This window comes from Terrabacter sp. R4-6 (assembly GCF_057529065.1).
Genome location: NZ_CP197224.1, coordinates 4,488,040 through 4,511,460, shown reverse-complemented (window position 1 = coordinate 4,511,460; position 23,421 = coordinate 4,488,040). Strand labels below are relative to the sequence as shown.

General features: G+C 71.6%; 21 protein-coding genes and 1 pseudogene. 6 read left to right on the top strand and 16 right to left on the bottom strand.

Annotated features, from left to right (window positions below; all coding sequences use genetic code 11):
- Positions 1-13: 13 nt before the first annotated feature.
- The 6 genes from ACSSS0_RS20805 to ACSSS0_RS20780 all read right to left on the bottom strand — a co-directional run bounded on the left by ACSSS0_RS20805 (position 14) and on the right by ACSSS0_RS20780 (position 7,027).
- Positions 14-1,936 (bottom strand): ABC transporter ATP-binding protein, encoded by a 1,923-nt coding sequence (locus ACSSS0_RS20805; RefSeq protein WP_487231229.1) that lies wholly within the window; start codon positions 1,934-1,936, stop codon positions 14-16.
- Positions 1,937-2,033: 97 nt separating this feature from the next.
- The gene (locus tag ACSSS0_RS20800; protein ID WP_435986109.1) at positions 2,034-2,807 is read right to left on the bottom strand and encodes an enoyl-CoA hydratase/isomerase family protein; all 774 of its coding nucleotides are present in this window, start codon (positions 2,805-2,807) and stop codon (positions 2,034-2,036) included.
- Between the two features lie 40 nt (positions 2,808-2,847).
- Positions 2,848-3,048, bottom strand: coding sequence for a hypothetical protein (locus ACSSS0_RS20795; protein WP_435986110.1), 201 nt, complete (start codon positions 3,046-3,048; stop codon positions 2,848-2,850).
- A gap of 90 nt (positions 3,049-3,138) precedes the next feature.
- Positions 3,139-3,852: a hypothetical protein gene (locus ACSSS0_RS20790; RefSeq protein WP_487229478.1), complete on the bottom strand. Its 714-nt coding sequence runs from the start codon at positions 3,850-3,852 to the stop codon at positions 3,139-3,141.
- Between the two features lie 45 nt (positions 3,853-3,897).
- A complete protein-coding gene (locus ACSSS0_RS20785) occupies positions 3,898-5,496 on the bottom strand; it encodes an ABC-F family ATP-binding cassette domain-containing protein (protein ID WP_435986112.1) in 1,599 nt (532 codons plus the stop codon).
- 400 nt (positions 5,497-5,896) lie between these two features.
- A complete protein-coding gene (locus ACSSS0_RS20780) occupies positions 5,897-7,027 on the bottom strand; it encodes a DNA polymerase III subunit beta family protein (RefSeq protein ID WP_487229477.1) in 1,131 nt (376 codons plus the stop codon).
- An 82-nt stretch (positions 7,028-7,109) separates the two neighbouring features.
- Here ACSSS0_RS20780 and ACSSS0_RS20775 point away from each other — a divergent pair, with 82 nt between their 5' ends.
- The 3 genes from ACSSS0_RS20775 to ACSSS0_RS20765 all read left to right on the top strand — a co-directional run bounded on the left by ACSSS0_RS20775 (position 7,110) and on the right by ACSSS0_RS20765 (position 12,065).
- A complete protein-coding gene (locus ACSSS0_RS20775; protein WP_487229476.1) occupies positions 7,110-9,803 on the top strand; it encodes an MGH1-like glycoside hydrolase domain-containing protein in 2,694 nt (897 codons plus the stop codon).
- A gap of 120 nt (positions 9,804-9,923) precedes the next feature.
- A complete protein-coding gene (locus ACSSS0_RS20770; protein ID WP_487229475.1) occupies positions 9,924-11,042 on the top strand; it encodes a lipid II:glycine glycyltransferase FemX in 1,119 nt (372 codons plus the stop codon).
- Between the two features lie 6 nt (positions 11,043-11,048).
- Positions 11,049-12,065, top strand: a complete 1,017-nt coding sequence (locus ACSSS0_RS20765) for an alanine racemase (RefSeq protein WP_487229474.1) — start codon at positions 11,049-11,051, stop codon at positions 12,063-12,065.
- Between the two features lie 33 nt (positions 12,066-12,098).
- Here the strand turns inward: ACSSS0_RS20765 and map are convergent.
- A pseudogene (map, locus tag ACSSS0_RS20760) lies at positions 12,099-12,883 on the bottom strand (type I methionyl aminopeptidase).
- Positions 12,884-12,958: 75 nt separating this feature from the next.
- Between map and ACSSS0_RS20755 the strand changes: the two are divergent.
- A complete protein-coding gene (locus ACSSS0_RS20755; RefSeq protein ID WP_487229473.1) occupies positions 12,959-13,261 on the top strand; it encodes a helix-turn-helix domain-containing protein in 303 nt (100 codons plus the stop codon).
- Positions 13,262-13,310: 49 nt separating this feature from the next.
- Here ACSSS0_RS20755 and ACSSS0_RS20750 read toward each other — a convergent pair whose 3' ends face one another.
- On the bottom strand, positions 13,311-14,066 hold the full coding sequence (locus ACSSS0_RS20750) for a DinB family protein (protein WP_487229472.1): 756 nt from the start codon (positions 14,064-14,066) through the stop codon (positions 13,311-13,313).
- A 198-nt stretch (positions 14,067-14,264) separates the two neighbouring features.
- On the opposite strand from ACSSS0_RS20750, the gene ACSSS0_RS20745 reads away from it, so the two are divergent.
- The gene (locus ACSSS0_RS20745; protein ID WP_487229471.1) at positions 14,265-15,248 is read left to right on the top strand and encodes a helix-turn-helix transcriptional regulator; all 984 of its coding nucleotides are present in this window, start codon (positions 14,265-14,267) and stop codon (positions 15,246-15,248) included.
- Between the two features lie 128 nt (positions 15,249-15,376).
- Positions 15,377-16,330 carry a KPN_02809 family neutral zinc metallopeptidase gene (gene ypfJ / locus ACSSS0_RS20740; RefSeq protein WP_487229470.1) on the top strand — a complete coding sequence of 318 codons (954 nt, stop codon included), beginning with the start codon at positions 15,377-15,379 and terminating at the stop codon, positions 16,328-16,330.
- Here the strand turns inward: ypfJ and ACSSS0_RS20735 are convergent.
- From ACSSS0_RS20735 to ACSSS0_RS20700, 8 genes are read right to left on the bottom strand one after another with little or no spacing between them, the layout of a single operon-like run.
- Positions 16,323-16,949, bottom strand: a complete 627-nt coding sequence (locus ACSSS0_RS20735) for an acVLRF1 family peptidyl-tRNA hydrolase (RefSeq protein WP_487229469.1) — start codon at positions 16,947-16,949, stop codon at positions 16,323-16,325. The genes ypfJ and ACSSS0_RS20735 overlap by 8 nt on opposite strands.
- 19 nt (positions 16,950-16,968) lie before the next feature.
- Positions 16,969-17,295 (bottom strand): metal-sulfur cluster assembly factor, encoded by a 327-nt coding sequence (locus ACSSS0_RS20730; RefSeq protein WP_435986124.1) that lies wholly within the window; start codon positions 17,293-17,295, stop codon positions 16,969-16,971.
- Positions 17,292-17,774 (bottom strand): Fe-S cluster assembly sulfur transfer protein SufU, encoded by a 483-nt coding sequence (sufU, locus tag ACSSS0_RS20725; RefSeq protein ID WP_435986125.1) that lies wholly within the window; start codon positions 17,772-17,774, stop codon positions 17,292-17,294. The genes ACSSS0_RS20730 and sufU overlap by 4 nt, the downstream gene beginning before the upstream one ends.
- Positions 17,774-19,078, bottom strand: coding sequence for an aminotransferase class V-fold PLP-dependent enzyme (locus ACSSS0_RS20720; RefSeq protein WP_487229468.1), 1,305 nt, complete (start codon positions 19,076-19,078; stop codon positions 17,774-17,776). The genes sufU and ACSSS0_RS20720 overlap by 1 nt, the downstream gene beginning before the upstream one ends.
- A 5-nt stretch (positions 19,079-19,083) precedes the next feature.
- The gene (gene sufC, locus ACSSS0_RS20715; protein ID WP_435986127.1) at positions 19,084-19,860 is read right to left on the bottom strand and encodes a Fe-S cluster assembly ATPase SufC; all 777 of its coding nucleotides are present in this window, start codon (positions 19,858-19,860) and stop codon (positions 19,084-19,086) included.
- Between the two features lie 3 nt (positions 19,861-19,863).
- Positions 19,864-21,153 carry a Fe-S cluster assembly protein SufD gene (sufD, locus tag ACSSS0_RS20710; protein ID WP_487229467.1) on the bottom strand — a complete coding sequence of 430 codons (1,290 nt, stop codon included), beginning with the start codon at positions 21,151-21,153 and terminating at the stop codon, positions 19,864-19,866.
- Positions 21,153-22,574, bottom strand: a complete 1,422-nt coding sequence (gene sufB, locus ACSSS0_RS20705; RefSeq protein WP_435986129.1) for a Fe-S cluster assembly protein SufB — start codon at positions 22,572-22,574, stop codon at positions 21,153-21,155. Before sufB ends, sufD begins: the two co-directional genes overlap by 1 nt.
- Positions 22,571-23,395 carry a helix-turn-helix transcriptional regulator gene (locus ACSSS0_RS20700; protein ID WP_435986130.1) on the bottom strand — a complete coding sequence of 275 codons (825 nt, stop codon included), beginning with the start codon at positions 23,393-23,395 and terminating at the stop codon, positions 22,571-22,573. Before ACSSS0_RS20700 ends, sufB begins: the two co-directional genes overlap by 4 nt.
- Between the last annotated feature and the right edge of the window lie 26 nt (positions 23,396-23,421).

Sequence of the window (23,421 nt, the reverse complement as noted above, 5' to 3'; positions counted from 1 at the left end):
CGGGCGCCGGCGCTCAGACGTGGTCGAGCGCGTCACGCTCCAGCGACGTGAGCTCGCGGTCGGCACGACCCGGACGCTCGACGGTCTGGTCGTCGAACTGCGTCGCGTGGAGGTCTGCGTAGAGGCCGCCGGCCACGAGCAGCTCGGAGTGCCGCCCGGTCTCGACGACGCGGCCGTGGTCGAGCACGACGATGAGGTCGGCCTGGCGGATCGTCGAGAGCCGGTGGGCGATGACGATCGAGGTGCGGCCCTCGAGCGCGGCGTCGAGGGCGCGCTGCACGGCGACCTCGGACTCGGAGTCGAGGTGGGCGGTGGCCTCGTCGAGCACGACGACGTCGGGTGCCTTGAGCAGCAGCCGCGCGATGGCGAGGCGCTGCTTCTCGCCGCCGCTGAGCCGGTGGCCGCGGTCGCCGACGACGGTGTCGAGGCCCTCGGGCAGCTCGGCGACGAGGTCGCTGATCTGGGCGGCCCGCAGGGCGGCGTGGATCTCGTCGTCGGTGGCGTCGGGACGGGCGTAGAGGAGGTTGGCCCGGATCGTGTCGTGGAAGAGGTGGGCCTCCTGGGTCACGACGCCGACGCGGTCGCGCAGCGAGGTCATCGTGACGTCACGCAGGTCGACGCCACCGACGCGCACCGTGCCCTCGCTCGGGTCGTACAGCCTGGACACGAGCGAGGTCAGGGTCGTCTTGCCGGCGCCCGAGGGCCCGACGAGCGCGACGAGGTGGCCCGCAGGAGCGCTGACGGTGATGTCGCGGAGCACGACGCCACTGCCGCGCCGGTCCCCCGACGCCACGGACTCGAGCGAGGCGAGCGACACCTCGTCGGCCGACGGGTAGCGGAACCCCACGTGGTCGAGCTCGACCCCGAGCGGCCCGTCGGGCAGGTCGACGGCGCCGGCGCGCTCCTTGACGAGCGGCTCGAGGTCGAGCACCTCGAAGACGCGCTCGAAGGAGATCAGCGCGGTCATGATGTCGACCCGCACGTTGGACAGCGACGTGAGCGGGCCGTAGAGGCGGGCCAGGAGGGCGGCGAGCGCGAGCAGCGTGCCGACCGAGAGCGTGCCGTTGACCGCCATGACACCGCCGAAGCCGTAGACCATCGCGGTCGCGAGAGCGGCGACGAGGGTCAGGGCGGCCATGAAGATCGTCCGGTTGAGCGCGATCTGGATGCCGATGTCGCGGACGCGTCCGGCGCGCTCGGCGTACTCGGCCTCCTCGCGGGAGGGCGTGCCGAAGAGCTTGACGAGCAGGGCCCCGGCGACGTTGAAGCGCTCGGTCATCCGGGTGCCCATGTCGGCGTTGAGCGTCATCTGGCGGTGCGCGAGGGTCGCGAGCCGCTTGCCCATGAGCTTGGCCGGGACGAGGAAGAGGGGCACGAGGAGCAGTGACCCGAGCGTCAGCTGCCACGACAGGGCCAGCATGGCCGCGATGACGAGCACGACCGACACGACGTTGGAGACGACGTTGGACAGTACCGACGTGAAGGCCTGCTGGGCGCCGACGACGTCGTTGTTGAGCCGCGAGACGAGTGAGCCGGTCTGGGCCCGGGTGAAGAACGCGATCGGCTGGCGCAGGACGTGCCCGAAGACCTGGGTGCGGAGGTCGTTGATGAGCCCCTCGCCGATGCGCGAGGAGTACCACCTGGAGATGACGGTCAGCACGGCGTCGACGATGGCGATGGCCGCGACGACGAGCGAGAGCCGCACGACGACGGACGAGTCCTTGGGGATGACGCCGTCGTCGACGAGGCTCTTGAGCAGGAGCGGCACCGTGACGACGAGGACAGAGTCTAGGACGACGACCGCGAGGAACGCGATGATCGCCCGGCGGTACGGCGCGGCGTACGTCAGGACGCGGCGACGGGTGCCCGGCGACAGGCTCCGCTCGGCCACCGACGAGTCGCGCGACATCGATCGCATCGCCATCCACGGCTGCATGCCCACGGCACAGACCTCCTTCAGTCCCTTGATCCAACCGCGAGGGACCGACAGCGATTCCCCCGGGCCCCGGATCAGCCGCGAGCCGCGGCCGGACTCAGGCGCCGAAGCCGCCGAGCATCGTCTGGAGCAGCCCGGTCTGGGCCTCCCGCTCGCGGGCGAGCTGTCGGTCGCGGTCGCCGTCCATCGCCCCGCGCAGCAGCGGCTTGAGCGCGCGCAGGGCGGGTGCCGGGGCGGCGAGGAGCGCCTCGAGGAGCGACCCCGTCGCCTCGTCGAGGTCTGCCGCGGGCGCGAGCGTGCCGACCAGGCCGATGCCGTGCGCCTCGGGCGCCGAGATCTTGCGCCCCGTCGCGCAGATCTCGAGGGCGCGGGCGTAGCCGACGAGGTGCACGAGCGGACCGGTGCCGCCGAGGTCGGGCACCAGGCCGAGGCTCGTCTCGCGCATGGCGAACCACGCGTCGAGCGCGGCGACGCGCAGGTCGGCCGCCAGCGCGAGCTGGAAGCCGGCGCCGATGGCGTAGCCGTGCACCTGCGCGACGACGACGGCCGGGCACTCGGCCCAGGCGGTGAAGCCCTCCTGGTAGGCCGCGATCCCCCGCTGGACGGCCTCGGGACCTCCCGCGGCGAGCTGGGCCACGCTCTCCTCCCCGGGCACGCCCTCGGGCGTGAACATGGCGGTGTCGATGCCGGCGGAGAAGGCGTCCCCGGCCCCGCGGAGGACGACGACGCGTACGTCTTCGGGGAGGGAGCGTGCCTCGTCGGCGAGCGCGGCCCACAGCGAGGGGGTCTGCGCGTTGCGCTTCTCCGGGTGGTCGAGCGTCAGCGTGCGGACGGGCCCGTCGGTCTCGACCCGGAGGTGGGGATGCGTCATGGACGCAGGTTACCCGCGGGTCACCCTGGTGGCACCGGGCTCAGGCCGCGACCGCATGACCGACAGTGGTCGGCGAGACGACGCGCAGGATGCCCCACCCCGTGACCGATGCCGGCTGGACCAGCTCGACCCGGAAGACCCGGGCACAGTCCAGGCACGACCACGCGGACGTGGGGTCCGGAAACGGCGTCAGGTCCTCGCCCGAGCAGAACGGGCAGGTGAGGTGGTGGTCGGTGGGCATGGCACACAGTGTCCCGAGCGACCCACCCAGATACAATAACCGTCCATTATGTGAGCCCAACTATTTGCTTATGTATGCCGTTCGCCGCCCTCACTGCCCCAGGGCCCCGACCGCACGGGCCACGACGAGCAGCGACGTGAGCAGCGCGGCGGTCGCCTCGAGGCCCATGAGCGCCTTGGCCCGCGCCGACAGCGGCATCGTGTCGGTGGGACTGAACGCGCTGGAGTTCGTCAGTGACACGTAGAGGTAGTCGACGAGCTCAGGTCGCCAGTTGCTCCTCTCGCTCGAGGTGGCGGCCACCTCGGTGACGGCGTCCTGGTTCTCGTCCTGCGAGAACCGCCAGTCGGCCGGCGGCAGCCGGTCGCGCACCACCGTGTGGCGGGCGACCGGACCACCACGGTCGATCTCCCAGAAGAGCAGGCCGAAGCCGATGACGTTGGTCAGCCACACCTGCATCCCGGCGAGCAGCAGGGGCATCCCGCCCGGCTCGGACGAGGTGAGGCTGCGCACGAGCATGCCGAGCGCCACGAGGTTCGTCGCGATGACGAGGCAGGCGAGGGCGATGGAGATGCCGCGCGACCAGCGCGTCTGCCGCACGAGGCGCCGCGGGTTGGTGACGACCAGCGCACCGAGCAGCACCAGCTCGATGACCGGGATGGCGAGGCGGGGGCCGACGAGCAGGCTCTCGGGCAGCACGGCATACGCCAGCGCCGCCACGACGACCGCGAGCGCCGGCCACAGACGGTTCTCGCCGGCGCTCGACCGCGGCTCACGACGTCGCCGTCGCCTCGCGCTCGATGTCATGGCGCCAACGTAGCCAGTGGCGCCCTGCCACGAGCGCCGACAGGCTCAGGCGAGCGAGATGAGGTCGAGGTAGTCCGGTCCCCAGAGGTCCTCGACGCCGTCGGGCAGCAGCAGGATGCGCTCGGGCTCGAGCGCCTCGACGGCTCCTTCGTCGTGCGTGACGAGCACGACGGCACCCTCGAACGTCGACAGCGCCCCGAGGATCTCGGCGCGGGAGGCCGGGTCGAGGTTGTTGGTGGGCTCGTCGAGGAGCAGCACGTTGGCCGCCGAGACGACGAGGAGGGCGAGCGACAGACGGGTCTTCTCACCACCCGAGAGCACCCCGGCGGGCTTGTGCACGTCGTCGCCGGAGAAGAGGAAGGAGCCGAGCACCTTGCGCACCTCGGTCTCGCCGAGCTCGGGCGCGGCCGACTTCATGTTCTCGAGGACCGTGCGACCGACGTCGAGGTTCTCGTGCTCCTGGGCGTAGTAGCCGAGGCGCAGCCCGTGACCGGGCTCGACCTCGCCGGTGTCAGGGGTGTCGACGCCGGCGAGCATCCGCAGCAGCGTCGTCTTGCCGGCACCGTTGAGCCCGAGCACGACGACCTTGCTGCCGCGGTCGATGGCGAGGTCGACGTCGGTGAAGACCTCGAGCGAGCCGTACGAGCGGGAGAGCCCGGACGCGCGCAGGGGCGTCTTGCCGCAGGCGGCCGGCTTGGGGAAGCGGAGCTTGGCCACCTTGTCCTGGACCCGCTCGCCCTCGACGCCCGCGAGGAGCCGCTCGGCACGCTTGGCCATGTTCTGGGCAGCCGTGGCCTTCGTGGCCTTGGCCCGCATCTTGTCGGCCTGCGCCATGAGTGCGCCGGCCTTCTTCTGGGCGTTCTGCAGCTCGCGGCGCCGACGCTTCTCGTCCGTCTCGCGCGCCTGGAGGTAGGTCTTCCAGCTGACGTTGTAGACGTCGAGGGCCGAGCGGTTCGCGTCGAGGTGGTAGACCTTGTTGACGACGGCATCGAGCATCTCGGCGTCGTGGCTGATGATGATGAGCCCGCCCTTGTAGGCGCGGAGGTACTCCCTCAGCCAGATGATCGAGTCGGCGTCGAGGTGGTTGGTCGGCTCGTCGAGGAGCAGGGTCTCGTTGCCGGAGAAGAGGATCCGCGACAGCTCGACGCGGCGGCGCTGGCCACCCGACAGGGTGCCGAGCGGCTGGCCGAGGATGCGCTCCTCGAGGTTGAGGGCGCTGGCGATGGACGCGGCCTCGGACTCGGCGGCATACCCGCCCTGCGCCTCGAACTCCGCCTCGAGCCGCGTGTAGGCGCGCATCGCCTTGTCACGGACCAGCTCGTCGTCACTGCCCATCCGGGCCTCGGCCTCGGATCGCCGGCGCACGATCTCGTCGAGGCCGCGCGCGGAGAGGATGCGGTCACGGGCGAGCATGTCGAGGTCACCCGTGCGCGGGTCCTGCGGCAGGTAGCCGACGGCGCCCGTGCGGGTCACCGTGCCGGCGGCCGGCTGGCCCTCGCCCGCGAGCACCTTGGTCAGGGTCGTCTTGCCGGCACCGTTGCGGCCGACGAGACCGATGCGGTCGCCCGCGTCGATCCTGAAGCTGGCGTCCTCGACGAGCAGGCGCGCGCCAGCACGCAGCTCGATCCCGGTGGCGACGATCACGGCATTCCTCCTATCGGTGCCGCACTACGTCAGCGGCCGGACAACCCCTCCAGTCTAGGAGCCGCGGAGGGGTGCTCTCGACGCCTTATCCGCGCGGCGGCCTCGTGGCAGGCGTCACAGCCACACGTCGTCGTCGCGTGCATCGTGCCGACGTTGCGCCGGGTGCCGGGCTCCCACAAGGGCTCGATGGAGCCGGGGGTGGCGTCCCGGAGAGCTTGCTCGACGCGACGCCACCCATCCGGAATGCCGCCGGGCGAGGTCACCGTCGGCAGCAGGGTCGGCGAGGGGTCGGGGTCCGCCGTCCCGGCCCGACAGCACCGGCACGGCGTGTAGCCGCCGTTGCCGGACTCGTGCCACGCCTGCTGGTGACCGCAGCCTCGGCACAGGTGGACGAGGACGCTCACCGACGCGAGGTCTCGGGCGCGACCGGCATGAGGACGGAGAAGCCGGCACCGTCCCCGCGGATGGCGAGGGGACGGTGCGGACCGTCGAGGACGAGCGTCGGCCGGGCACCGGCGACGGCGAGCGCCTCGTGGAGGAACTCCGGGTCGACGAGGACGTCGGCGACGTCGCCCGTGCCCGCACCGGACGTCTCGGCGACGTGGACCGAGCCGTCACGGACGACGAGCCCGACGGTCTGCCGCTCCACCGGCAGGAGGGCCTGGAGTCCCCCGGCGTCGACCGCACCCCGGCCCGGGTCCTCGGCGACGATGCTCCGGTAGTCGGGGAACGAGCCCGGGAGCACCGGGGTCGCGAGCAGCTCACCGTCCACGAGTGCGACCAACCGACCCGGGCGCAGCTCGAGCACGACCTCGGCGTCCACGGCGAGGGCGGCGCACGCCGCGGCCACCCCGTCGGCCCAGCCGACCGGGACGACCGCGGCCACCGGCTCGTCCGGCGAGGCCGCGGGTGGACCGAGGACGGGGGCCCACCCGACGGCGAGGCGGTAGCGGTCGGTCGCGACGCACCGCACCTCGGCGCCGCACACCTCGACGAGGATCCCCGTCAGCACGCGCAGGTCCACCCCGTCGGGGGCGCCCGCGACGGGCTCCCCCGAAGCCACGGCGAACCGGACGGCCGCCAGGGCCGCGGCCAGGTCGCCGGCGCGGACCCCGACCCGGCAGGCCTCCGTCCCCGCGAGGTCGCGCTCGGCGAGGAGCGCCAGCGTGCGCACGATCTCGCGCCGGGCGTCCGCCAGGCCGTCGACGAGGCGCTGCTCGTGGGCGGTGACGACGTCCGCGGCAGCGCCGGACGCACCCCGCGCATCCTCGTCGAGCACGAGCGCGACCTCGGGGAGCGGCATGCCGACCCGGCGCAGCGAGGCGAGCAGGCGCGCGGCGCGGACCTGCGCGACGGCATACCTCCGGTAGCCCGTCAGGGCGTCGACGTCGGCGGGGACGAGGACGTCCTCGCGGTCGTAGAAACGCAGCGCGCTGGCGGTGAGGCCGCTCCGACGGGCGACCTCGCCGATCGTCAGCAGGCGGTCGGCGTCGTCGGCGTCGTCGGCAGCTGGCACGGGGGTGGCGGGCATGACGACAAGACTGGGCCCTCGACCGGGTCGAAGGTCAAGACCCGTAACGACGTCGACACATCGATGCAGCACGATGTCCTCCATGAACAGCCCCCTGCCCCCGGGTGAACCGCTCAGTGCGGAGCACGCGCGGCTCATCGACTCCCCCGGCCACGACGCCCCGTGGCGCCTCTGGGGCCCCTACCTCTCCGGCCGGCAGTGGGGCACGGTCCGCGAGGACTACTCGGCCGAGGGCAACGCGTGGTCCGAGTTCCCCTTCGACCAGGCCGTGTCGCGCGCCTACCGCTGGGGCGAGGACGGGCTCGGTGGCATCAGCGACCGCTTCGGCTTCCTCAACTTCTCCGTCGCCCTCTGGAACGGCAAGGACCCGATCCTCAAGGAGCGCCTCTTCGGCCTGACCAACGAGGAGGGCAACCACGGAGAGGACGCCAAGGAGTACTGGTGGGCCCTCGACGGCACGCCGACGCACTCGTGGATGCAGTGGCTCTACCGCTACCCGCAGGCCGAGTTCCCCTACGAGCAGCTGCGCCGTGAGAACCGCGAGCGCACCCGTGACGAGCGGGAGTTCGAGCTCGGCGACACCGGCATCCTCGACAGCCACGAGTTCTTCGACGTCACGATGACGTACGCCAAGGCCGGGCCCGACGACATGTGCATCCGGATCTCGGCGACCAACCACGGGCCGGCCGCAGCGCCGCTCCACGTGCTGCCGACGATCTGGCTGCGCAACACGTGGAGCTGGGGCATCGACGACCGCGTCACCGAGCTGCGCGAGATCCGTCGCAACGGCCGGCCGCCACGCGGCTACCGCGCCGCCGAGGTGACCCACGGCTTCCTCGGCCGCTACGTCCTCGCCGCGTCCGGCTCGCCGACGACCCTCTTCTGCGACAACGAGACCAACGCCAGGCACGTCTTCGGCGACCACGCCCCCGCCAACCAGTCGCTCTACCCGAAGGACTCGATCAACGAGCGGGTCGTCCACGGCCGCACGCAGGCGGTCAACCCCGGCGGTTACGGCAGCAAGTGCTCCTTCTGGTACCGCTTCGACTCCGTCGGGCCCGGCGAGACCGTCACCGTCGACCTGCGCCTCGCTCCCGGTGACCCCGGGCTCGAGTGGTTCGGCGACGACTTCGAGGACGTGCTCGGCGCCCGGTCCGCCGAGGCCGACGAGTTCTACGGCCACGTCATCGACGCCTCCCTCGACGAGGCCGACCGGCACGTCGCGCGCCGCGCCTACGCCGGCCTCTTGTGGGGCAAGCAGCTCTACCGCTACGACGTGCGCCAGTGGGCGAACGGAGACCCCGTCGGCCCGGCCGTCGCCGAGTCGCGGAAGAAGGGGCGCAACGAGCACTGGAAGCACCTCGCGCTCGCCGACGTCATCTCGATGCCCGACGAGTGGGAGTACCCGTGGTTCGCCGCGTGGGACCTCGCCTTCCACACCATCCCGCTCGCCCACGTCGACCCGGAGTTCGCCAAGGAGCAGCTGGTCCTCATGTGCCGCGAGTGGGCCATGCACCCCAACGGCCAGCTGCCGGCGTACGAGTGGGCGTTCGGCGACGTCAACCCGCCGGTCCACGCGTGGGCGGCCTGGCACGTCTACCGGATCGACGGCTACCGCGACCGCGAGTTCCTCGTGCGCGTCTTCACCAAGCTGCTGCTCAACTTCGCGTGGTGGGTCAACCGCAAGGACGCCAACGGCTCCAACCTCTTCGAGGGCGGCTTCCTCGGGATGGACAACATCGGCCTCTTCAACCGCTCCGCTCCCCTGCCGCCCGGCTTCCGGCTCGAGCAGTCCGACGCGACGAGCTGGATGGCCTTCTACTGCCAGCAGATGCTCAAGATCGCCCTCGAGCTGGCCCGCACCGACAAGGCGTGGGACGACGTGGCGACGAAGTTCCTCGAGCACTTCCTCTCCATCGCGCAGGCGATGCGCCACTTCGGCTCGAGCGACAAGAGCCTGTGGCACGAGGAAGACGGCTTCTACTACGACGTGCTCGTCCAGCCCGACGGGCGCGCACCGCACATGCGGGTGCGGTCGATGGTCGGCCTCCTGCCGATCCTCGGCGCGACGGAGATCCCGTCGTGGGTCGTCGACGAGTGCCCCGACGTGACGAGCCGCTTCCAGTGGCTCCAGGAGCGCCGGCCCGAGCTCGTCAAGCCGATGCTGGCCCGCGACGACGGCAAGATGCTGCTGACCCTCGTGCCGCCCAAGCGACTGCGTCGCATCCTCGAGCGGATGTTCGACACGGAGGAGTTCCTGTCCCCCTACGGGATCCGCTCGTTGTCGGCCGCGACGCGCCAGGCCGTCACGGCGACCCTCGGCAACGAGACCGTCTCGATCGAGTACGAGCCCGGCGAGTCGCGCACCGGCATGTTCGGCGGCAACTCCAACTGGCGCGGGCCCGTGTGGTTCCCCACGAACGTGCTCCTCGCCGACAAGCTGCGCACCTACGGCCGCTACTTCGGTGACGACTTCCGCATCGAGATCCCGACCGGCTCGGGCGACTGGCGCACGCTCGACGAGGCGGCCGACGTCATCGACGGGGGCCTCACGGCGCTCTTCCGTCCCGTCGACGGCCGTCGTCCGTCCGACGGCAAGCGCATCGAGTCCTCGCCCGACCCGCTGTGGTCGGCGCATCCCACCTTCTCGGAGTACTTCGACGGCGACACCGGCGAGGGCCTCGGCGCGACGCACCAGACCGGGTGGACGGCCCTCGTCGCCCACCTGCTCAACCCGCGGCTGCCCCCCGACCCACGCACCATGGGCTGGGCCTGAGCGACCCGGCATACGTCCTCCGTCGGTCCGGCTCGTGCCGGCGGGTCGGCCGATGGCGTATGCCGTCCGGCGGGCGAGGCGTGTCGGGTCACCCGTCGCGCTCGGGTAGCGTGAGCCAGCGTGAACGCGCCCATCTCCGTTCGTGACATCACCGCAGCCGAGCACCTCGCCTGGCTGCGGTCCCAGCCCTCGGCGAGCTTCCTCCAGACGCCGGCCTGGGCCGACGTCAAGAAGGAGTGGCGCGCCGAGTCGGTCGGCTGGTTCGAGGGCGAGGAGATGGTCGGCGCCGCACTCGTGCTGCACCGCTCGCTGCCCCGCATCAAGCGCTCGCTGGCCTACGTGCCCGAGGGCCCCTGCATCGACTGGGCCTCACCGCGGCTCGTCGAGCTGCTCCGCGCGCTGCGCGACCACCTCAAGGCCAAGGGCGCCTTCGCGCTGCGGCTCGGGCCACCCGTCGCGACGCACCGCTGGCGCACCGCCACGATCAAGGCAGCCATCGGCGACCCGGCCGTCCGTCGCTACGACGACGCGACGCCCGACGTCGTCGAGCCGGTGGGCACGGCCGTCGTCGCCGAGCTCCGGCGGCTGGGCTTCAGGCACCTCAGCCCCGACGACGGCTTCGCGGCCGGCCAGCCGGAGTACGTCTTCCAGGTGCCGCTCGCGGGCCGCACCGAGGCCGACGTGCTCGCCGGCATGAACCAGCTGTGGCGCCGCAACATCAAGAAGACCGCGAAGAACGGCGTCGAGGTCCGCGTCGGAGACGCGTCCGACCTGCCGGCCTTCCACCGCACCTACGTCGAGACCGCCGAGCGCGACCGCTTCACCCCGCGCGGGCTCGCCTACTTCGAGACGATGTACGCCGCCCTCTCGGCGGAGGATCCCGATCGGATCCGCGTCTACCTCGCCGAGCACGAGGGCGACGTGCTCGCCGCGACGATCTTCATCCAGGTCGGCGAGCACGCCTGGTACTCCTACGGCGCGTCGACGTCGGCCAAGCGCGAGCTGCAGGGCTCGACGGCCATCCAGTGGCGGATGATGCAGGACTCCATCGCCGCCGGCGCGAGCGTCTACGACCTGCGCGGCATCACCAACACGGTCGACGAGGCCAACCCGCACATCGGTCTCATCCGCTTCAAGGTCGGCACGGGCGGCGAGGCCGTGCGACTGGCCGGCGAGTGGGACCTGCCGCTGAACCGCTTGCTCTACAAGGCTTTCGACCTCTACATGAAGCGGCGGTGATCGGACGTGTCCTTCGTCCTCCACGTCGACGGTGAGCGCTGGCGCGCCGCCCACGACCGCTTCGTCGCCGACCACTCCGGCGTCGTCCCCGTCATCAAGGGCAACGGCTACGGCTTCGGCCGTGACCTGCTCTGCGCCGAGGCCGCCCGACTCGGGGTGCCGATGGTCGCGATCGGCGCCTACGCCGAACTGCCTTCTGCCCTGGGCGCGTTCGGCGGTGACGTGCTCGTCATGGAGCCCTTCCGTGCCGCCGTCCACGCCCACCTGCCCGACCTGGCGAACCGGCGCGTCGTCCACACGTTGACGACCGGGTCCGACCTGGCGAGCCTTCGCGAGGTGCTCGCCGACGCGCGGGTCGTCGTCGAGGGCCTGACGTCGATGAACCGCTACGGCACGCCCGTCGCGGACGTCGCCGACCTGGCCGGAGTCGCCGACGCGGTCGGGGTCACCCTGCACCTGCCGCTCGGGACGGGCCACGTCGAGGAGATCTCCCGTTTCATCGCCGCCGTGCCCGGGGTCCGCACGTGGTTCGTGTCCCACGTGTCCGCGGCCGAGCTCGCCACTCTCGCAGCGGGGTTCCCGGAGCACGAGTTCCGGCCGCGCATCGGCACGGACCTCTGGTACGCCGACAAGGGCTCCTACGAGGTGCGCGCCCACGTGCTCGACGTGCGACCCGTCGCCAAGGGCACGCGGGTCGGCTACCGACAGCGCGCCGTCGCCGCGGGCTACCTCGTCGTCGTCAGCGGCGGCACGTCGCACGGGGTCGCGATGGAGAGCCCGTCGTCGGCCGCCACCGCGCGGTCACGTGCCATCGCCGTCACCGAGGGCGTGCTCGAGGCCGCGCACCGGGTGCGTTCGCCCTTCACGGTGTCGGGGGTCATGCCGCGCTTCGCGGAACCGCCGCACATGCAGTGCAGCCTCCTCGTGCTGCCGGCCGGCGTCGCTCCCCCACGGATCGGCGACGAGGTCCCGGTCCGGATGCGCCTGACGACCACCACCCCGGACGCCGTCGTCGTCTCCTGAGACGCCTGGCTTCCGGTCCCGTGCCGCGCGGACCTAGGGCCGTGCCGTCGTCGGGACGGTGAGGATCTCGACCCCGTCGCCCGTGATGGCGATCGTGTGCTCGCTGTGGGCCGACCGGCTGCCGGTGGCGCTCCGGAGCGTCCACCCGTCGGCATCGGTCACGAGCTCGGCGGTGCCGGCCATGACCCACGGCTCCAGGGCCAGCAGGAGGCCGGGACGCAGCGTGTATAGCCACGGCCCGGCCGTCCGGCGTTCGCGACGTGCGGGTCCTGGTGCATCGTCGACCCGACGCCGTGGCCCCCGAACTGGGTGTTGACCGGGTAGCCCGCCTCGGAGAGGACCGAGCCGATGGCATACGAGATGTCCCCGACGCGAGCGCCCGGCCCGGCCGCGGCGATGCCGGCGGCCAGCGCCCGCTCCGTCGCCTCGATCATCGCGACGCTCTCCGGGGGCCGCGACTCGCCCACGACGAAGCTGATCGCCGAGTCGGCCACGACTCCGTCCAGGGACACGGCGAGATCGAGCGAGACGAGGTCGCCCTCGGCGAGCGCCCGGTCATGAGGCAGTCCGTGCAGCACGGCGTCGTTGACCGACGTGCAGATGTAGTGGCCGAACGGTCCCCGGCCGAAGGACGGCGCGTAGTCGACGTAGCAGGACGACGCCCCGGCCTCGACGATCATCGTCTCGGCCCACCGGTCGATGTCCAGCAGGTTGGTACCGACGGTCGCGCGGCCCTTCAGCGTCTGCAGGATGTCGGCGACGAGAGCTCCCGCGGCCCGCGCGCGGGGCAGCTCGGAGGGGCTCAGGATCTCGATCATGCGGCGCCTTTCCATGCGACTCTGGTGCGACCAATAACTATCCCGGCCATGTTATCCCGGTCTAGGATCGAGAGCATGGTCAGGTTGCCGCTCACACCCGCCGAGGTCGAGCGCGGACAGCGCCTCGGTGCGCTCCTGCGTCGCGCCCGCGGTCAACGCACGATGCTCGAGACCGCCCTCGAGGCACGGATCTCCCCGGAGACCCTGCGCAAGATCGAGTCGGGCCGCGTGGCCACGCCGGCCTTCCCGACGATCGCGGCGGTCGCCGAGGTCCTCGGCCTGTCCCTCGACGCGGTGTGGGCCGAGATCAGCCCCCGCGAGACCGACGGTGCCGCTCAGGGCTCCGGTCGGGCCGCGCGGGACCGCATCGCCTCGTAGGACGACCCGCTCGGGACGTGGGCGTCGTCGCCCCAGCCGTGCGGCGGGGTCAGGCGCCGGCCCCCGCCGCGATGACATCGAGGTCGCGCACGGCGTAGCGGTGGTGCTCCCACTCCTCCTCGAGGATCGTGTGCAGGCAGGAGAGCACGGTCTCGGGGTAGGCCGGGTCGTGCGGGTTGGGTCGCGCCGACGCAAGCAGCTCGGGCGTGACGCCCGCGATGAGGTCGCGCACCATCGCGACGCGTCCTGCCCGCACCTCGAGGACCTCGCCGTAGGACGGCGCGACCTCGGCGAGGACCGACGTGTCGAAGCCGTCGCCCTTGGTCGCAGCGTCGACCAACCCGAACGGGTGGAAGGGCTGCTCCTCCCCCAGGATCGCCTGGCGCAGCCACGTGTCCGTGGCCATCACGAGGTGCCGCAGCGTCTGTGCGAACGACCACTCGCCCGCGACCGACACGTCCACCGTGCCGGCCGGCATCGTGTCGACCCGCTCGAGCGTGGAGACCCAGGTGCGCTCCAGCCGGTCCCACGCAGCGGCGAGTCCCTCCGGATCGGTGGCGCGCCGCTCGGCGCGTCCCGGGAATCGACGGTTCAGCTCGGCCTCGACGAGCGGGACCACGTCGACGCCGTTGACGCGTAGGAAGGTGTCGGTGGAGAGCCACGGCGCGTCGATCTCCACGCCCTCCGCCTGCACACCGCGCATCACGACGCCGGAGATGTCTGCCCCGACGAAGCGCGCGCGACGCAGGTCCGTGTCGACGAACTCCGCCGCCTGCAGGTCATCGGACGGGCCGAAGGTTGCCATCACGTCTCCTCGTCGTGCGCCGCGCCGGGAGGCCAGACTACCGAGGCCGGGCGCCGTCCCACCGTGCGAGCCCCTGGCGCCGAGTCGTGACATCGACATCCCGCGCGGCCTGCCCGTGATCGACGTCGCGAGGCCCCCGGCCGTCGGCACCGAGCGATACCGTCGTTCCGGACGGTCGGCGTCCGGGAGGTGACAGGTATGCGGTACGACACGAGTCCCACGGCGCGGGCGCTCCTCGCCCTCGAAGCCATCCAGGACTGCCCCGGCATCACCGCGCAGCGGCTCGGCGACCACCTGGGCGTCACCGAGCGCGCCGCCCGCCGCTACATCGCCATCCTCCGCGAGGCCGACCTGCCCATCGAGTCGGTCACCGGCCCGCACGGCGGCTACCGCGTCGGCCGCGGCCTGCGCCTCCCGCCGCTGATGTTCACGGCCGCCGAGGCGCTCGGCCTCGTCATGGCCGTGCTCGAGGGACACCGGGGTGCGGCCGACCCGACCGAGCTCGTCGGCGCGGCCCTCTCCAAGATCCTGCGCGTCCTCCCCCAGCAGGTCGCCGAGCCGGTGCGGGCGGTCCGCCGTGTCACGGGCCCGCCGCCCGACCCGAGTCTGCGCGTCGACCCGGCCCTGACGGCACAGCTCGTCGAGGCGTGCACGAAGTCGCGCCGGGTGCGCATCGACTACCGCCTCGAGGACGGCCGGGAGCGCCCGATGGAGGTCGACCCGTGGGCCGTCGTCCTGCGCCACGGCCGGTGGTACCTCCTCGGCTGGTCGCAGACGAGCGACGCCCAGCGGGCCCTCCGCGTCGACCGGGTCGTGTCCGTCTTCACGACGTCGCTGACCTTCGATCCCCCGAAGGACCTCGACGCGCTCCGGACGCTGGAGGAGCACCTCTCCCAGGGCTGGCGCCACGAGGTGGACGTGCTCCTGCGGGCCGACCTCGACGAGGCCTCGCGCTGGCTCCCGCGCAGCCTCGGACGCCTCGAGCCGGTCGAGGGTGGGGTCCGGCTCCGAGCCACGACCGACGAGCCCGAGTGGTACGCCCGCCAGCTCGCCGTCACCCCGCTGACCTTCGAGGTGCTGGGGTCACCCGCGCTCGTCCAGGCCACCGAGGACCTCGCCGCGCGCCTCGTGAAGTCGGCGGGCGCCACCGACTCCACCGACAGCCGCGCCGCCCACCGCTGACCCGGGCCCAACGGGTACGACACCGGCAACGGCCGCACGTGCAGCAGCCGACGTCCACAGGTCCCCGCGCACTAGGGTGATCTCGACCGGACCGGGGAGGCCCCCGGTCCCGACCCGAGGAGCGGCAGATGAGCTTCAACGACAGCGCCCAGCTCGACACCTCCCAGGTGCAGAGCGGCGGCAGCGGAGGTGGCGGCGGAGGCGGAGGCTTCCCCGGCGGCATCCAGGTCGGCGGAGGCATCGGTGGCCTCATCCTGCTCGTGCTCATGCTCATCTTCGGCGGCGGCAAGATCCTCGGTGGCGGCGACTCCGGCAGCACGACCGGCGGTCTGCCCTCGCAGCAGCTCCAGTCCGACCAGGTCCGGGCCACGGGCCAGGTCGACCAGGGAGACTTCTCCCAGTGCAAGACGGGCGCCGACGCCAACAAGAACGACGTCTGCCTCATCATCGCGACGGTCAACAGCGTCCAGGACTACTGGGGCAAGACGCTGCCGAAGTACCAGATGAACTACGAGCCGGTGAAGACCGTCATCTACCAGGGCCAGACCCCGTCGGGCTGCGGCACCGCCAACTCGCAGGTCGGGCCGTTCTACTGCCCGCTCGACTCCAAGGTCTACGTCGACGCCAGCTTCTTCGAGGAGCTGCAGAGCAAGTTCGGCGCCGACGGCGGCCAGCTCGCCAAGGAGTACGTCATCGCGCACGAGTACGGCCACCACGTCCAGAACCTCCTGGGCATCCTCGACCGGGCGCAGCAGGATCCCCAGGGCCCCAACTCCGGAGCCGTCCGCATCGAGCTTATGGCCGACTGCCTCGCCGGCACGTGGGTCAAGCACGCGACCGAGACCACCGACGCCAACGGGACCCCCCTGCTCAAGCCGATCACCGAACAGGACATCACCTCGGCACTCTCGGCCGCGTCAGCCGTCGGTGACGACCGCATCCAGAAGAAGATGCAGGGCCGCGTCACTCCCGAGAACTGGACCCACGGCTCGTCGGAGGCCCGCCAGAAGTGGTTCCTGCAGGGCTACCAGACCGGCGACCTCAACCAGTGCAACACCTTCGGCGTCGACACCGTCAGCTGACGCCGCCCTGGGTCGTCTCGGTGAGCTCGATGCGCACCGCTCGCCCGCGACGCAGCGCCTGCGCCAGCACGTCGCGCTTCGGGTCGGGCAGGTCGTAGAGCTCGCGGAGCGGCAGCCCCGACAGGGCCCGAAGGGCCCCCGCGCCGAGGACCTCACGCACGAGGGTGCGGTCCCCGCCGACAACGAGACCGTGAGGTGTGCCGTCCGCTCCCGTCGCCGGTGACTCGTCGTCCCCGAGGAGCACCCGTCGCGCATGACCCACGACGGCGTCGACGAGCTCGTCGGCCTGCTTGCCGCGCCGGCGGGCGAAGCGCTGCTGCGACCAGCCGCCCGCCGCGGTGCGCGACTGCACGTGACGGGTCCCGACCTTCGAGGCCGTGAAGGCGCTCGCGGAGGCCAGCCCCACGGCATACCCACCGCGCCTGACGAGGATGACACCGAGCGGCTCGTGGGCGAAGGGCGTCGCCACGACGGTGGATCCGTCGGCCGCGCGGGCGGACACGACGACGCCGCCGGGAGTGGTCTCCTCGGCGGCGTCGTAGGGGCCGTGTCGCTCGGCGAAGCCCGCCATCCAACGGTCGAACCGCCCGGGGTCGACCTCGATGACGCGCGTCGTCACGAGCGCGGGTGCTGCTGGCTCAGAGGTTGAAGCCGAGGGCGCGCAGCTGCTCGCGGCCGTCCTCGGTGATCTTGTCGGGACCCCACGGCGGCATCCACACCCAGTTGATGCGGTGCGTCGTGACGAGACCCTCGAGCGCCTGCGCGGTCTGGTCCTCGATGACGTCGGTGAGCGGGCACGCGGCGGACGTCAGCGTCATGTCGATGACGGCATGGGACTGGGCGTCGACGGTGATGCCGTAGACGAGGCCGAGGTCGACGACGTTGATCCCGAGCTCGGGGTCGACGACGTCGCGCATGGCCTCCTCGACGTCGGCCACGTTGGGGGGGGTAGCAGTCTGGGTCATGACGAAACTCCTTGGGGGGAGACGGAACTCGTGGAAGAGATGTCGACACCGGCTCGGGCGAGGGCGTCGGTGAACGCGGTCCAGCCGAGCAGGGCGCACTTGACGCGCGCGGGGTACTTCGAGACGCCGGCGAAGGCGACGCCGTCACCGATGACGGTCTCGTCGCCGGCCACCTGGCCGCGGGAGGTCAGCATCGCGCGCATCGCCTCGAAGGTCTCGAGGGCCTCGGCGACCGGGTGGCCGATGACCTCCTCGGCGAGGACGGACGCACTCGCGACGGAGATCGAGCAGCCCTGCGCCTCGTAGGACACGTCGGTGACGACGGCGTCGGCGCCCGTGCCGGAGACGTCGACCCGGAGGGTCACCTCGTCGCCGCACGTCGGGTTGATGTGGTGCACCTCGGCGTCGAACGGGTCGCGCAGGCCCGCGTGGTGCGGGCGCTTGGAGTGCTCGAGGATGAGCTCCTGGTAGAGGTCCATCAGCTCGCCTTCCTCTGGGTGTCGAGTCCGAAGACCACCGGCACGCGGTCGAGGGCCGCGAGCAGCGACTCGACCTCGGCGACGGTGTTGTGGACGGCGAACGAGGCGCGGGTCGTGGCGGTGGCCCCGAGCGCACGGTGCAGGGGCCACGCGCAGTGGTGGCCCACGCGTACGGCCACGCCGGCGTCGTCGAGCACCTGGCCCACGTCGTGGGCGTGCACGCCGTCGACGACGAACGCGACGGCGCCGCCACGGGCCGTGCCGACCTCGGGCCCGACGACACGGACCCACGGGCGTTCGGCGAGACCGCGCTGCAGCAGGTCGACGAGCGCGGCCTCGTGCGCGTGGATGCGCTCGATGCCGAGTCCCTCGATCCACCGGACGGCGGCGGCGAGGCCCACGGCCTGGGCCGCGTTGGGCACGCCGGCCTCGAACTTCTGCGGTGCCGCAGCGTAGGTCGAGCGCTCCATCGTGACGAGCTCGATCATCGAGCCGCCCGTCAGGAACGGCGGCATGACCTCGAGCAGCTCGCCGCGGCCCCAGAGGACGCCGACCCCCATCGGGCCGTACATCTTGTGACCGCTGAAGGCGATGAAGTCGGCGCCGAGCGTCGTGACGTCGACCGCGAGGTGCGGCACCGACTGGCACGCGTCGACGACGACGAGCGCCCCCACGGCATGCGCGCGGGCGGCGAGGTCGGCGACCGGGTTGACCGTGCCCAGCACGTTGGACACGTGCGTGAACGCGAAGACCTTGGTGCGCTCGGTGAGCAGCTCGTCCAGCCCGGACAGGTCGAGGGCGCCGTCCGCGCCCACCGGCACCCAGCGCAGGGTCGCGCCCGTGCGACGGGCGAGCTCCTGCCACGGCACGAGGTTGGCGTGGTGCTCCATCTCGGTCACGAGGATCTCGTCACCGGGCCCGAGCACGAAGCGCTCGTCCTTCGGGTCGTCGGTCGGGGCCGCGTTGGAGAAGGCGTACGCGACGAGGTTGATCGCCTCGGTGGCGTTCTTCGTGAACACGACCTCGTCGGCCGGCGCGCCGATGAACGACGCGACGGTCGCGCGGGCGGCCTCGAAGTCGTCGGTCGCCTCCTCCGCGAGCTGGTGAGCGCCGCGGTGGACCGCGGCGTTGTGCTGCTCGTAGAACGCGCGCTCGGCGTCGAGGACGGGCGTCGGCTTGTGCGAAGTCGCCCCCGAGTCGAGGTAGACGAGCGGCCTGCCGTCGCGCACCGTGCGCGCCAGGATCGGGAAGTCACCGCGGATCGCGGCGAGCTCCCCGTCCGAGAAGGGCAGGACGTCGGTCATTCGGCTCAGACCTCGACCGCCGCGGCCGGGGCCGCGGTGAGGTAGCGGTCGTAGCCCTCGTCCTCGAGGCGGTCGGCCAGCTCGGGGCCACCCTCCTCGACGACCTTGCCGTCGACGAAGACGTGCACGAAGTCGGGCTTGATGTAGCGCAGGATGCGCGTGTAGTGCGTGATGAGCAGGACGCCGAGGTCGCTCGAGTCCTTGGCCCGGTTGACGCCCTCGGAGACGATCTTGAGCGCGTCGACGTCGAGGCCGGAGTCGGTCTCGTCGAGGACGGCCACCTTGGGCCGGAGCAGCTCCATCTGGAGGATCTCGTGGCGCTTCTTCTCGCCACCGGAGAAGCCCTCGTTGACGTTGCGCTCGGCGAACGCGGGGTCCATGCGGAGGTTGCCCATGGCCGCCTTGACGTCCTTGACCCACGTGCGCAGCTTGGGGGCCTCGCCGTCGATGGCCGTCTTGGCCGTGCGGAGGAAGTTGCTGACCGTCACGCCGGGGACCTCGACGGGGTACTGCATCGCGAGGAAGAGCCCGGCGCGGGCGCGCTCGTCGACGCTCATCGCGAGGACATCCTCGCCGTCGAGCGTCACGGTGCCGCCGGTGACGGTGTACTTGGGGTGGCCAGCGATGCTGTAGGCCAGCGTCGACTTGCCGGAGCCGTTGGGCCCCATGATCGCGTGGGTCTCCCCCGACTTCACGGTGAGGTCGACCCCGCGCAGGATCTCCTTGGGGCCGTCCTCGGTCTCGACCGAGACCGTCAGTCCCTTGATCTCGAGCGTGCTCATGGGTCAGTTCTCCTTGTGGGTGCTGGGGGTGTGCTGGGTGGGAGCGGCGTAGGCGGTCGACGCGAGCTCGTCCTCGATCGCCGCGGTGATCTCGTCGCGCAGGTCGGCGAGCGGGATCTCACGGATGATGTCGGCGAAGAAGCCGCGCACGACGAGGCGCTTGGCCTCGTCCTCGTTGATGCCGCGGGACTGCAGGTAGAACAGCTGCAGGTCGTCGAACCGCCCTGTGGCAGAAGCGTGTCCGGCACCCTCGATCTCGCCGGTCTCGATCTCGAGGTTCGGCACCGAGTCGGCGCGCGCGCCGTCGGTCAGCACGAGGTTGCGGTTGAGCTCGTAGGTGTCGGTGCCCTCGGCCTCGGCGCGGATCAGGACGTCGCCGACCCACACGGTGCGGGCGGTCTCGCCCTGGAGGGCACCCTTGTAGGTGACGCGGCTCTTGCAGTGCGGCGCGTTGTGGTCGATGTACGAGCGGTGCTCGAGGTGCTGGCCGGCGTCGGCGAAGTAGACGCCGAGCAGGGTCGCGTCGCCGCCGGGACCGGCGTAGCGCACGTTGGCGTTGACGCGGACGACCTCGCCGCCCAGCGACACCGAGAGGTGCTTGTAGCGGGCGTCGCGACCGACGAGGGCGTCGTGCTGGGCCAGGTGCTGGGCGTCGTCGGCCCAGCGCTGGACCGACACGACGGTGAGGTCGGACCCGTCGTCCGTGACGACCGAGACGAGCTGCGAGTAGCGGGCCGACCCGGTGTGCTCGACGACGACGGTCGCCTTGGAGAAGCGACCAGCGCGCACGACGAGGTGGCCGTGGACCGGCTCGCCGCCCCGGCCGACGAGCGACAGGCGCACGGGCGCCTCGAGCTCGGCCTCGGCCGGGATGTCGAGCAGCAGCGCGCCGTCGCCGGCCGCGCCGGCCACGACGGCCGCGCGGTCCTGCGGCGGCAGGACGCCGAGGGCCTGGGCCTGCTCGGCGGTGATCGTCGACGTCGTGACGCCCTCGGGGAGCGTCGTGGTCCAGTCGAGGCTTCCCGAGGCACCCTCGGCCAGCAGGCCGGTGAGCTTCTTGACGGGCGTGAAGCGCCAGTCCTCCTCGCGACCGGTCGGGAGCGGGAACGCCGCGACGTCGAAGGACGCCGTGCGCTCGGCCCGCGACTGGTCGGGCACGAAGGCCGCGGCGGAGTCGGTGTGGGCGGCGGCGCCGGGCAGGGTCGTCGTGGCGGTGGGGGCGGCGTCGGGCACCGTGGTCTCGCTCTGCTGGGTCTCGGGGGTGTCGGTGGTCGTGTCAGCCAGAAGGCTCATCAGCCGACGGCTCCTTCCATCTGCAGCTCGATGAGGCGGTTGAGCTCGAGGGCGTACTCCATGGGCAGCTCACGCGCGATCGGCTCGATGAAGCCGCGCACGATCATCGCCATGGCCTCGTCCTCGGCCATGCCGCGGGACATGAGGTAGAAGAGCTGGTCCTCGGACACCTTCGAGACCGTGGCCTCGTGACCCATCGAGACGTCGTCCTCGCGGATGTCGACGTAGGGGTAGGTGTCGGAGCGGCTGATCGTGTCGACGAGCAGGGCGTCGCAGCGCACGGTCGAGGCCGAGTGCGACGCGCCCTCGAGCACCTGCACGAGGCCGCGGTAGCTCGCTCGACCGCCACCACGGGCGACCGACTTGCTGATGATCGAGCTCTTGGTGTTGGGAGCCGCGTGCACCATCTTGGAGCCGGTGTCCTGGTGCTGACCCTCGCCGGCGAAGGCGATGGAGAGCGTCTCGCCCTTGGCGTGCTCGCCCATGAGGAAGACGGCGGGGTACTTCATCGTCACCTTGGAGCCGATGTTGCCGTCGACCCACTCCATCGTCGCGCCGGCCTCGCAGGTCGCGCGCTTCGTGACGAGGTTGTAGACGTTGTTGGACCAGTTCTGGATCGTCGTGTAGCGCACGCGGGCGTTCTTCTTGACGATGATCTCGACGACGGCCGAGTGCAGCGAGTCCGACTTGTAGATCGGCGCGGTGCAGCCCTCGACGTAGTGCACGTAGGAGCCCTCGTCGGCGATGATCAGGGTCCGCTCGAACTGGCCCATGTTCTCGGTGTTGATGCGGAAGTACGCCTGGAGCGGGATGTCGACGTGGACACCCTTGGGAACGTAGATGAACGAGCCGCCCGACCACACGGCGGTGTTGAGCGCGGCGAACTTGTTGTCGCCGGCCGGGATGACCGTCGCGAAGTGCTCGCGGAAGAGGTCCTCGTGCTCCTTCAGCGCGGTGTCGGTGTCGAGGAAGATGACGCCCTGCTGCTCGAGGTCCTCACGGATCTGGTGGTAGACGACCTCCGACTCGTACTGGGCGGCGACACCGGAGACGAGGCGCTGCTTCTCGGCCTCGGGGATGCCCAGGCGGTCGTAGGTGTTCTTGATGTCCTCGGGCAGGTCGTCCCACGTGGCGGCCTGCTTCTCGGTGGACTTCACGAAGTACTTGATGTTCTGGAAGTCGATGCCGGTGAGGTCCGAGCCCCACGAGGGCATGGGCTTCTTGCCGAAGAGGCTGAGGCTCTTCAGGCGCAGCTTCGTCATCCACTCCGGCTCGCTCTTGCGGGCCGAGATGTCGCGCACGACGTCCTCGTTGAGCCCTCGACGCGCCGTGGACCCGGCCACGTCGCTGTCGGCCCAGCCGTACTCGTAGGTGCCGATGCCCTTGAGGCCGGGGTTCAGCTCTTCGATGTGGGTGGTCATGAGGAACCTTCCTTGACGTGCGTGAGCGTGTCGGTGGTGCTCGGGCGAAGTGGGGCAGCCTCGGGGTCAACACCCGGGGGCTGCGTGGTCTTCCTCGGGCGGGAGCCGATCCCACCGGTCGGGACGAACGTCGTGCAGACGTGGTGTCCGCCCGCGAGGGTCGCGAGGCGCTGGACGTGGACCCCGAGCAGTCGGGAGAACGCGTCGGTCTCGGCCTCGCAGAAGGCCGGGAACTCGGTGGCGACGTGCTGCACCGGGCAGTGCCCCTGGCACAGCTGGACGCCGGTCAGGCCGCCTGCGCCGACGGGCCGGGCGGTCGCGGCGAAGCCGTCCTCGCTCAGCGCCTCGACGAGGGCCTCGGTGCGTGCGGCGGGGTCGTCGCCGACGGCCGCGAGCCGGGCGGCGTACCGCTCCTCGAGCGCACCGACGCGGCTGCGGGCGAAGTCGCCGACGGCCGCGGGTCCCGCGTGCTCCTCGAGGTAGCGCAGCACCTCGACGGCGAGCGAGTCGTAGTCGGCCTCGAGGGCGCTGTGGCCGGCGTCGGACACGACGTAGGCGCGGGCAGGGCGCCCACGACCGCGGCGACCACCGGTGGGCTCGTGCGGCACGACGGCGCCCTGCTCGACGAGCGCGTCGAGGTGACGACGCACGGCGGCGGGTGTCAGGTCGAGATGACGCCCCAGCTCGGCGGCCGAGATGGGGCCGTCGGCGGAGACCATGTGGAGCACTCGCGAGCGCGTGCGCGACTCGAGCGGCGAGACGTGCAGGCCGTCCTCGCCGTCCTTCGTCTCACGCGGGGCATGCGCTCCGATAAACACCACACCATTGTGACGTAATTGGGGCCACG

Coding starts and splice junctions, on each gene's coding strand:
- ACSSS0_RS20750 (WP_487229472.1), bottom strand. CDS start 14,066: ATGGCAACCTTCGGCCCGTCCGATGACCTGCAGGCGGCGGAGTTCGTC.
- ACSSS0_RS20775 (WP_487229476.1), top strand. CDS start 7,110: ATGAACAGCCCCCTGCCCCCGGGTGAACCGCTCAGTGCGGAGCACGCG.
- ACSSS0_RS20730 (WP_435986124.1), bottom strand. CDS start 17,295: ATGACCCAGACTGCTACCCCCCCCAACGTGGCCGACGTCGAGGAGGCC.
- ACSSS0_RS20720 (WP_487229468.1), bottom strand. CDS start 19,078: ATGACCGACGTCCTGCCCTTCTCGGACGGGGAGCTCGCCGCGATCCGC.
- ACSSS0_RS20745 (WP_487229471.1), top strand. CDS start 14,265: ATGCGGTACGACACGAGTCCCACGGCGCGGGCGCTCCTCGCCCTCGAA.
- ACSSS0_RS20800 (WP_435986109.1), bottom strand. CDS start 2,807: ATGACGCATCCCCACCTCCGGGTCGAGACCGACGGGCCCGTCCGCACG.
- ACSSS0_RS20795 (WP_435986110.1), bottom strand. CDS start 3,048: ATGCCCACCGACCACCACCTCACCTGCCCGTTCTGCTCGGGCGAGGAC.
- sufU (WP_435986125.1), bottom strand. CDS start 17,774: ATGGACCTCTACCAGGAGCTCATCCTCGAGCACTCCAAGCGCCCGCAC.
- ACSSS0_RS20755 (WP_487229473.1), top strand. CDS start 12,959: ATGGTCAGGTTGCCGCTCACACCCGCCGAGGTCGAGCGCGGACAGCGC.
- ACSSS0_RS20790 (WP_487229478.1), bottom strand. CDS start 3,852: ATGACATCGAGCGCGAGGCGACGGCGACGTCGTGAGCCGCGGTCGAGC.
- ACSSS0_RS20805 (WP_487231229.1), bottom strand. CDS start 1,936: ATGCAGCCGTGGATGGCGATGCGATCGATGTCGCGCGACTCGTCGGTG.
- sufB (WP_435986129.1), bottom strand. CDS start 22,574: ATGACCACCCACATCGAAGAGCTGAACCCCGGCCTCAAGGGCATCGGC.
- sufC (WP_435986127.1), bottom strand. CDS start 19,860: ATGAGCACGCTCGAGATCAAGGGACTGACGGTCTCGGTCGAGACCGAG.
- sufD (WP_487229467.1), bottom strand. CDS start 21,153: ATGAGCCTTCTGGCTGACACGACCACCGACACCCCCGAGACCCAGCAG.
- ACSSS0_RS20780 (WP_487229477.1), bottom strand. CDS start 7,027: ATGCCCGCCACCCCCGTGCCAGCTGCCGACGACGCCGACGACGCCGAC.
- ypfJ (WP_487229470.1), top strand. CDS start 15,377: ATGAGCTTCAACGACAGCGCCCAGCTCGACACCTCCCAGGTGCAGAGC.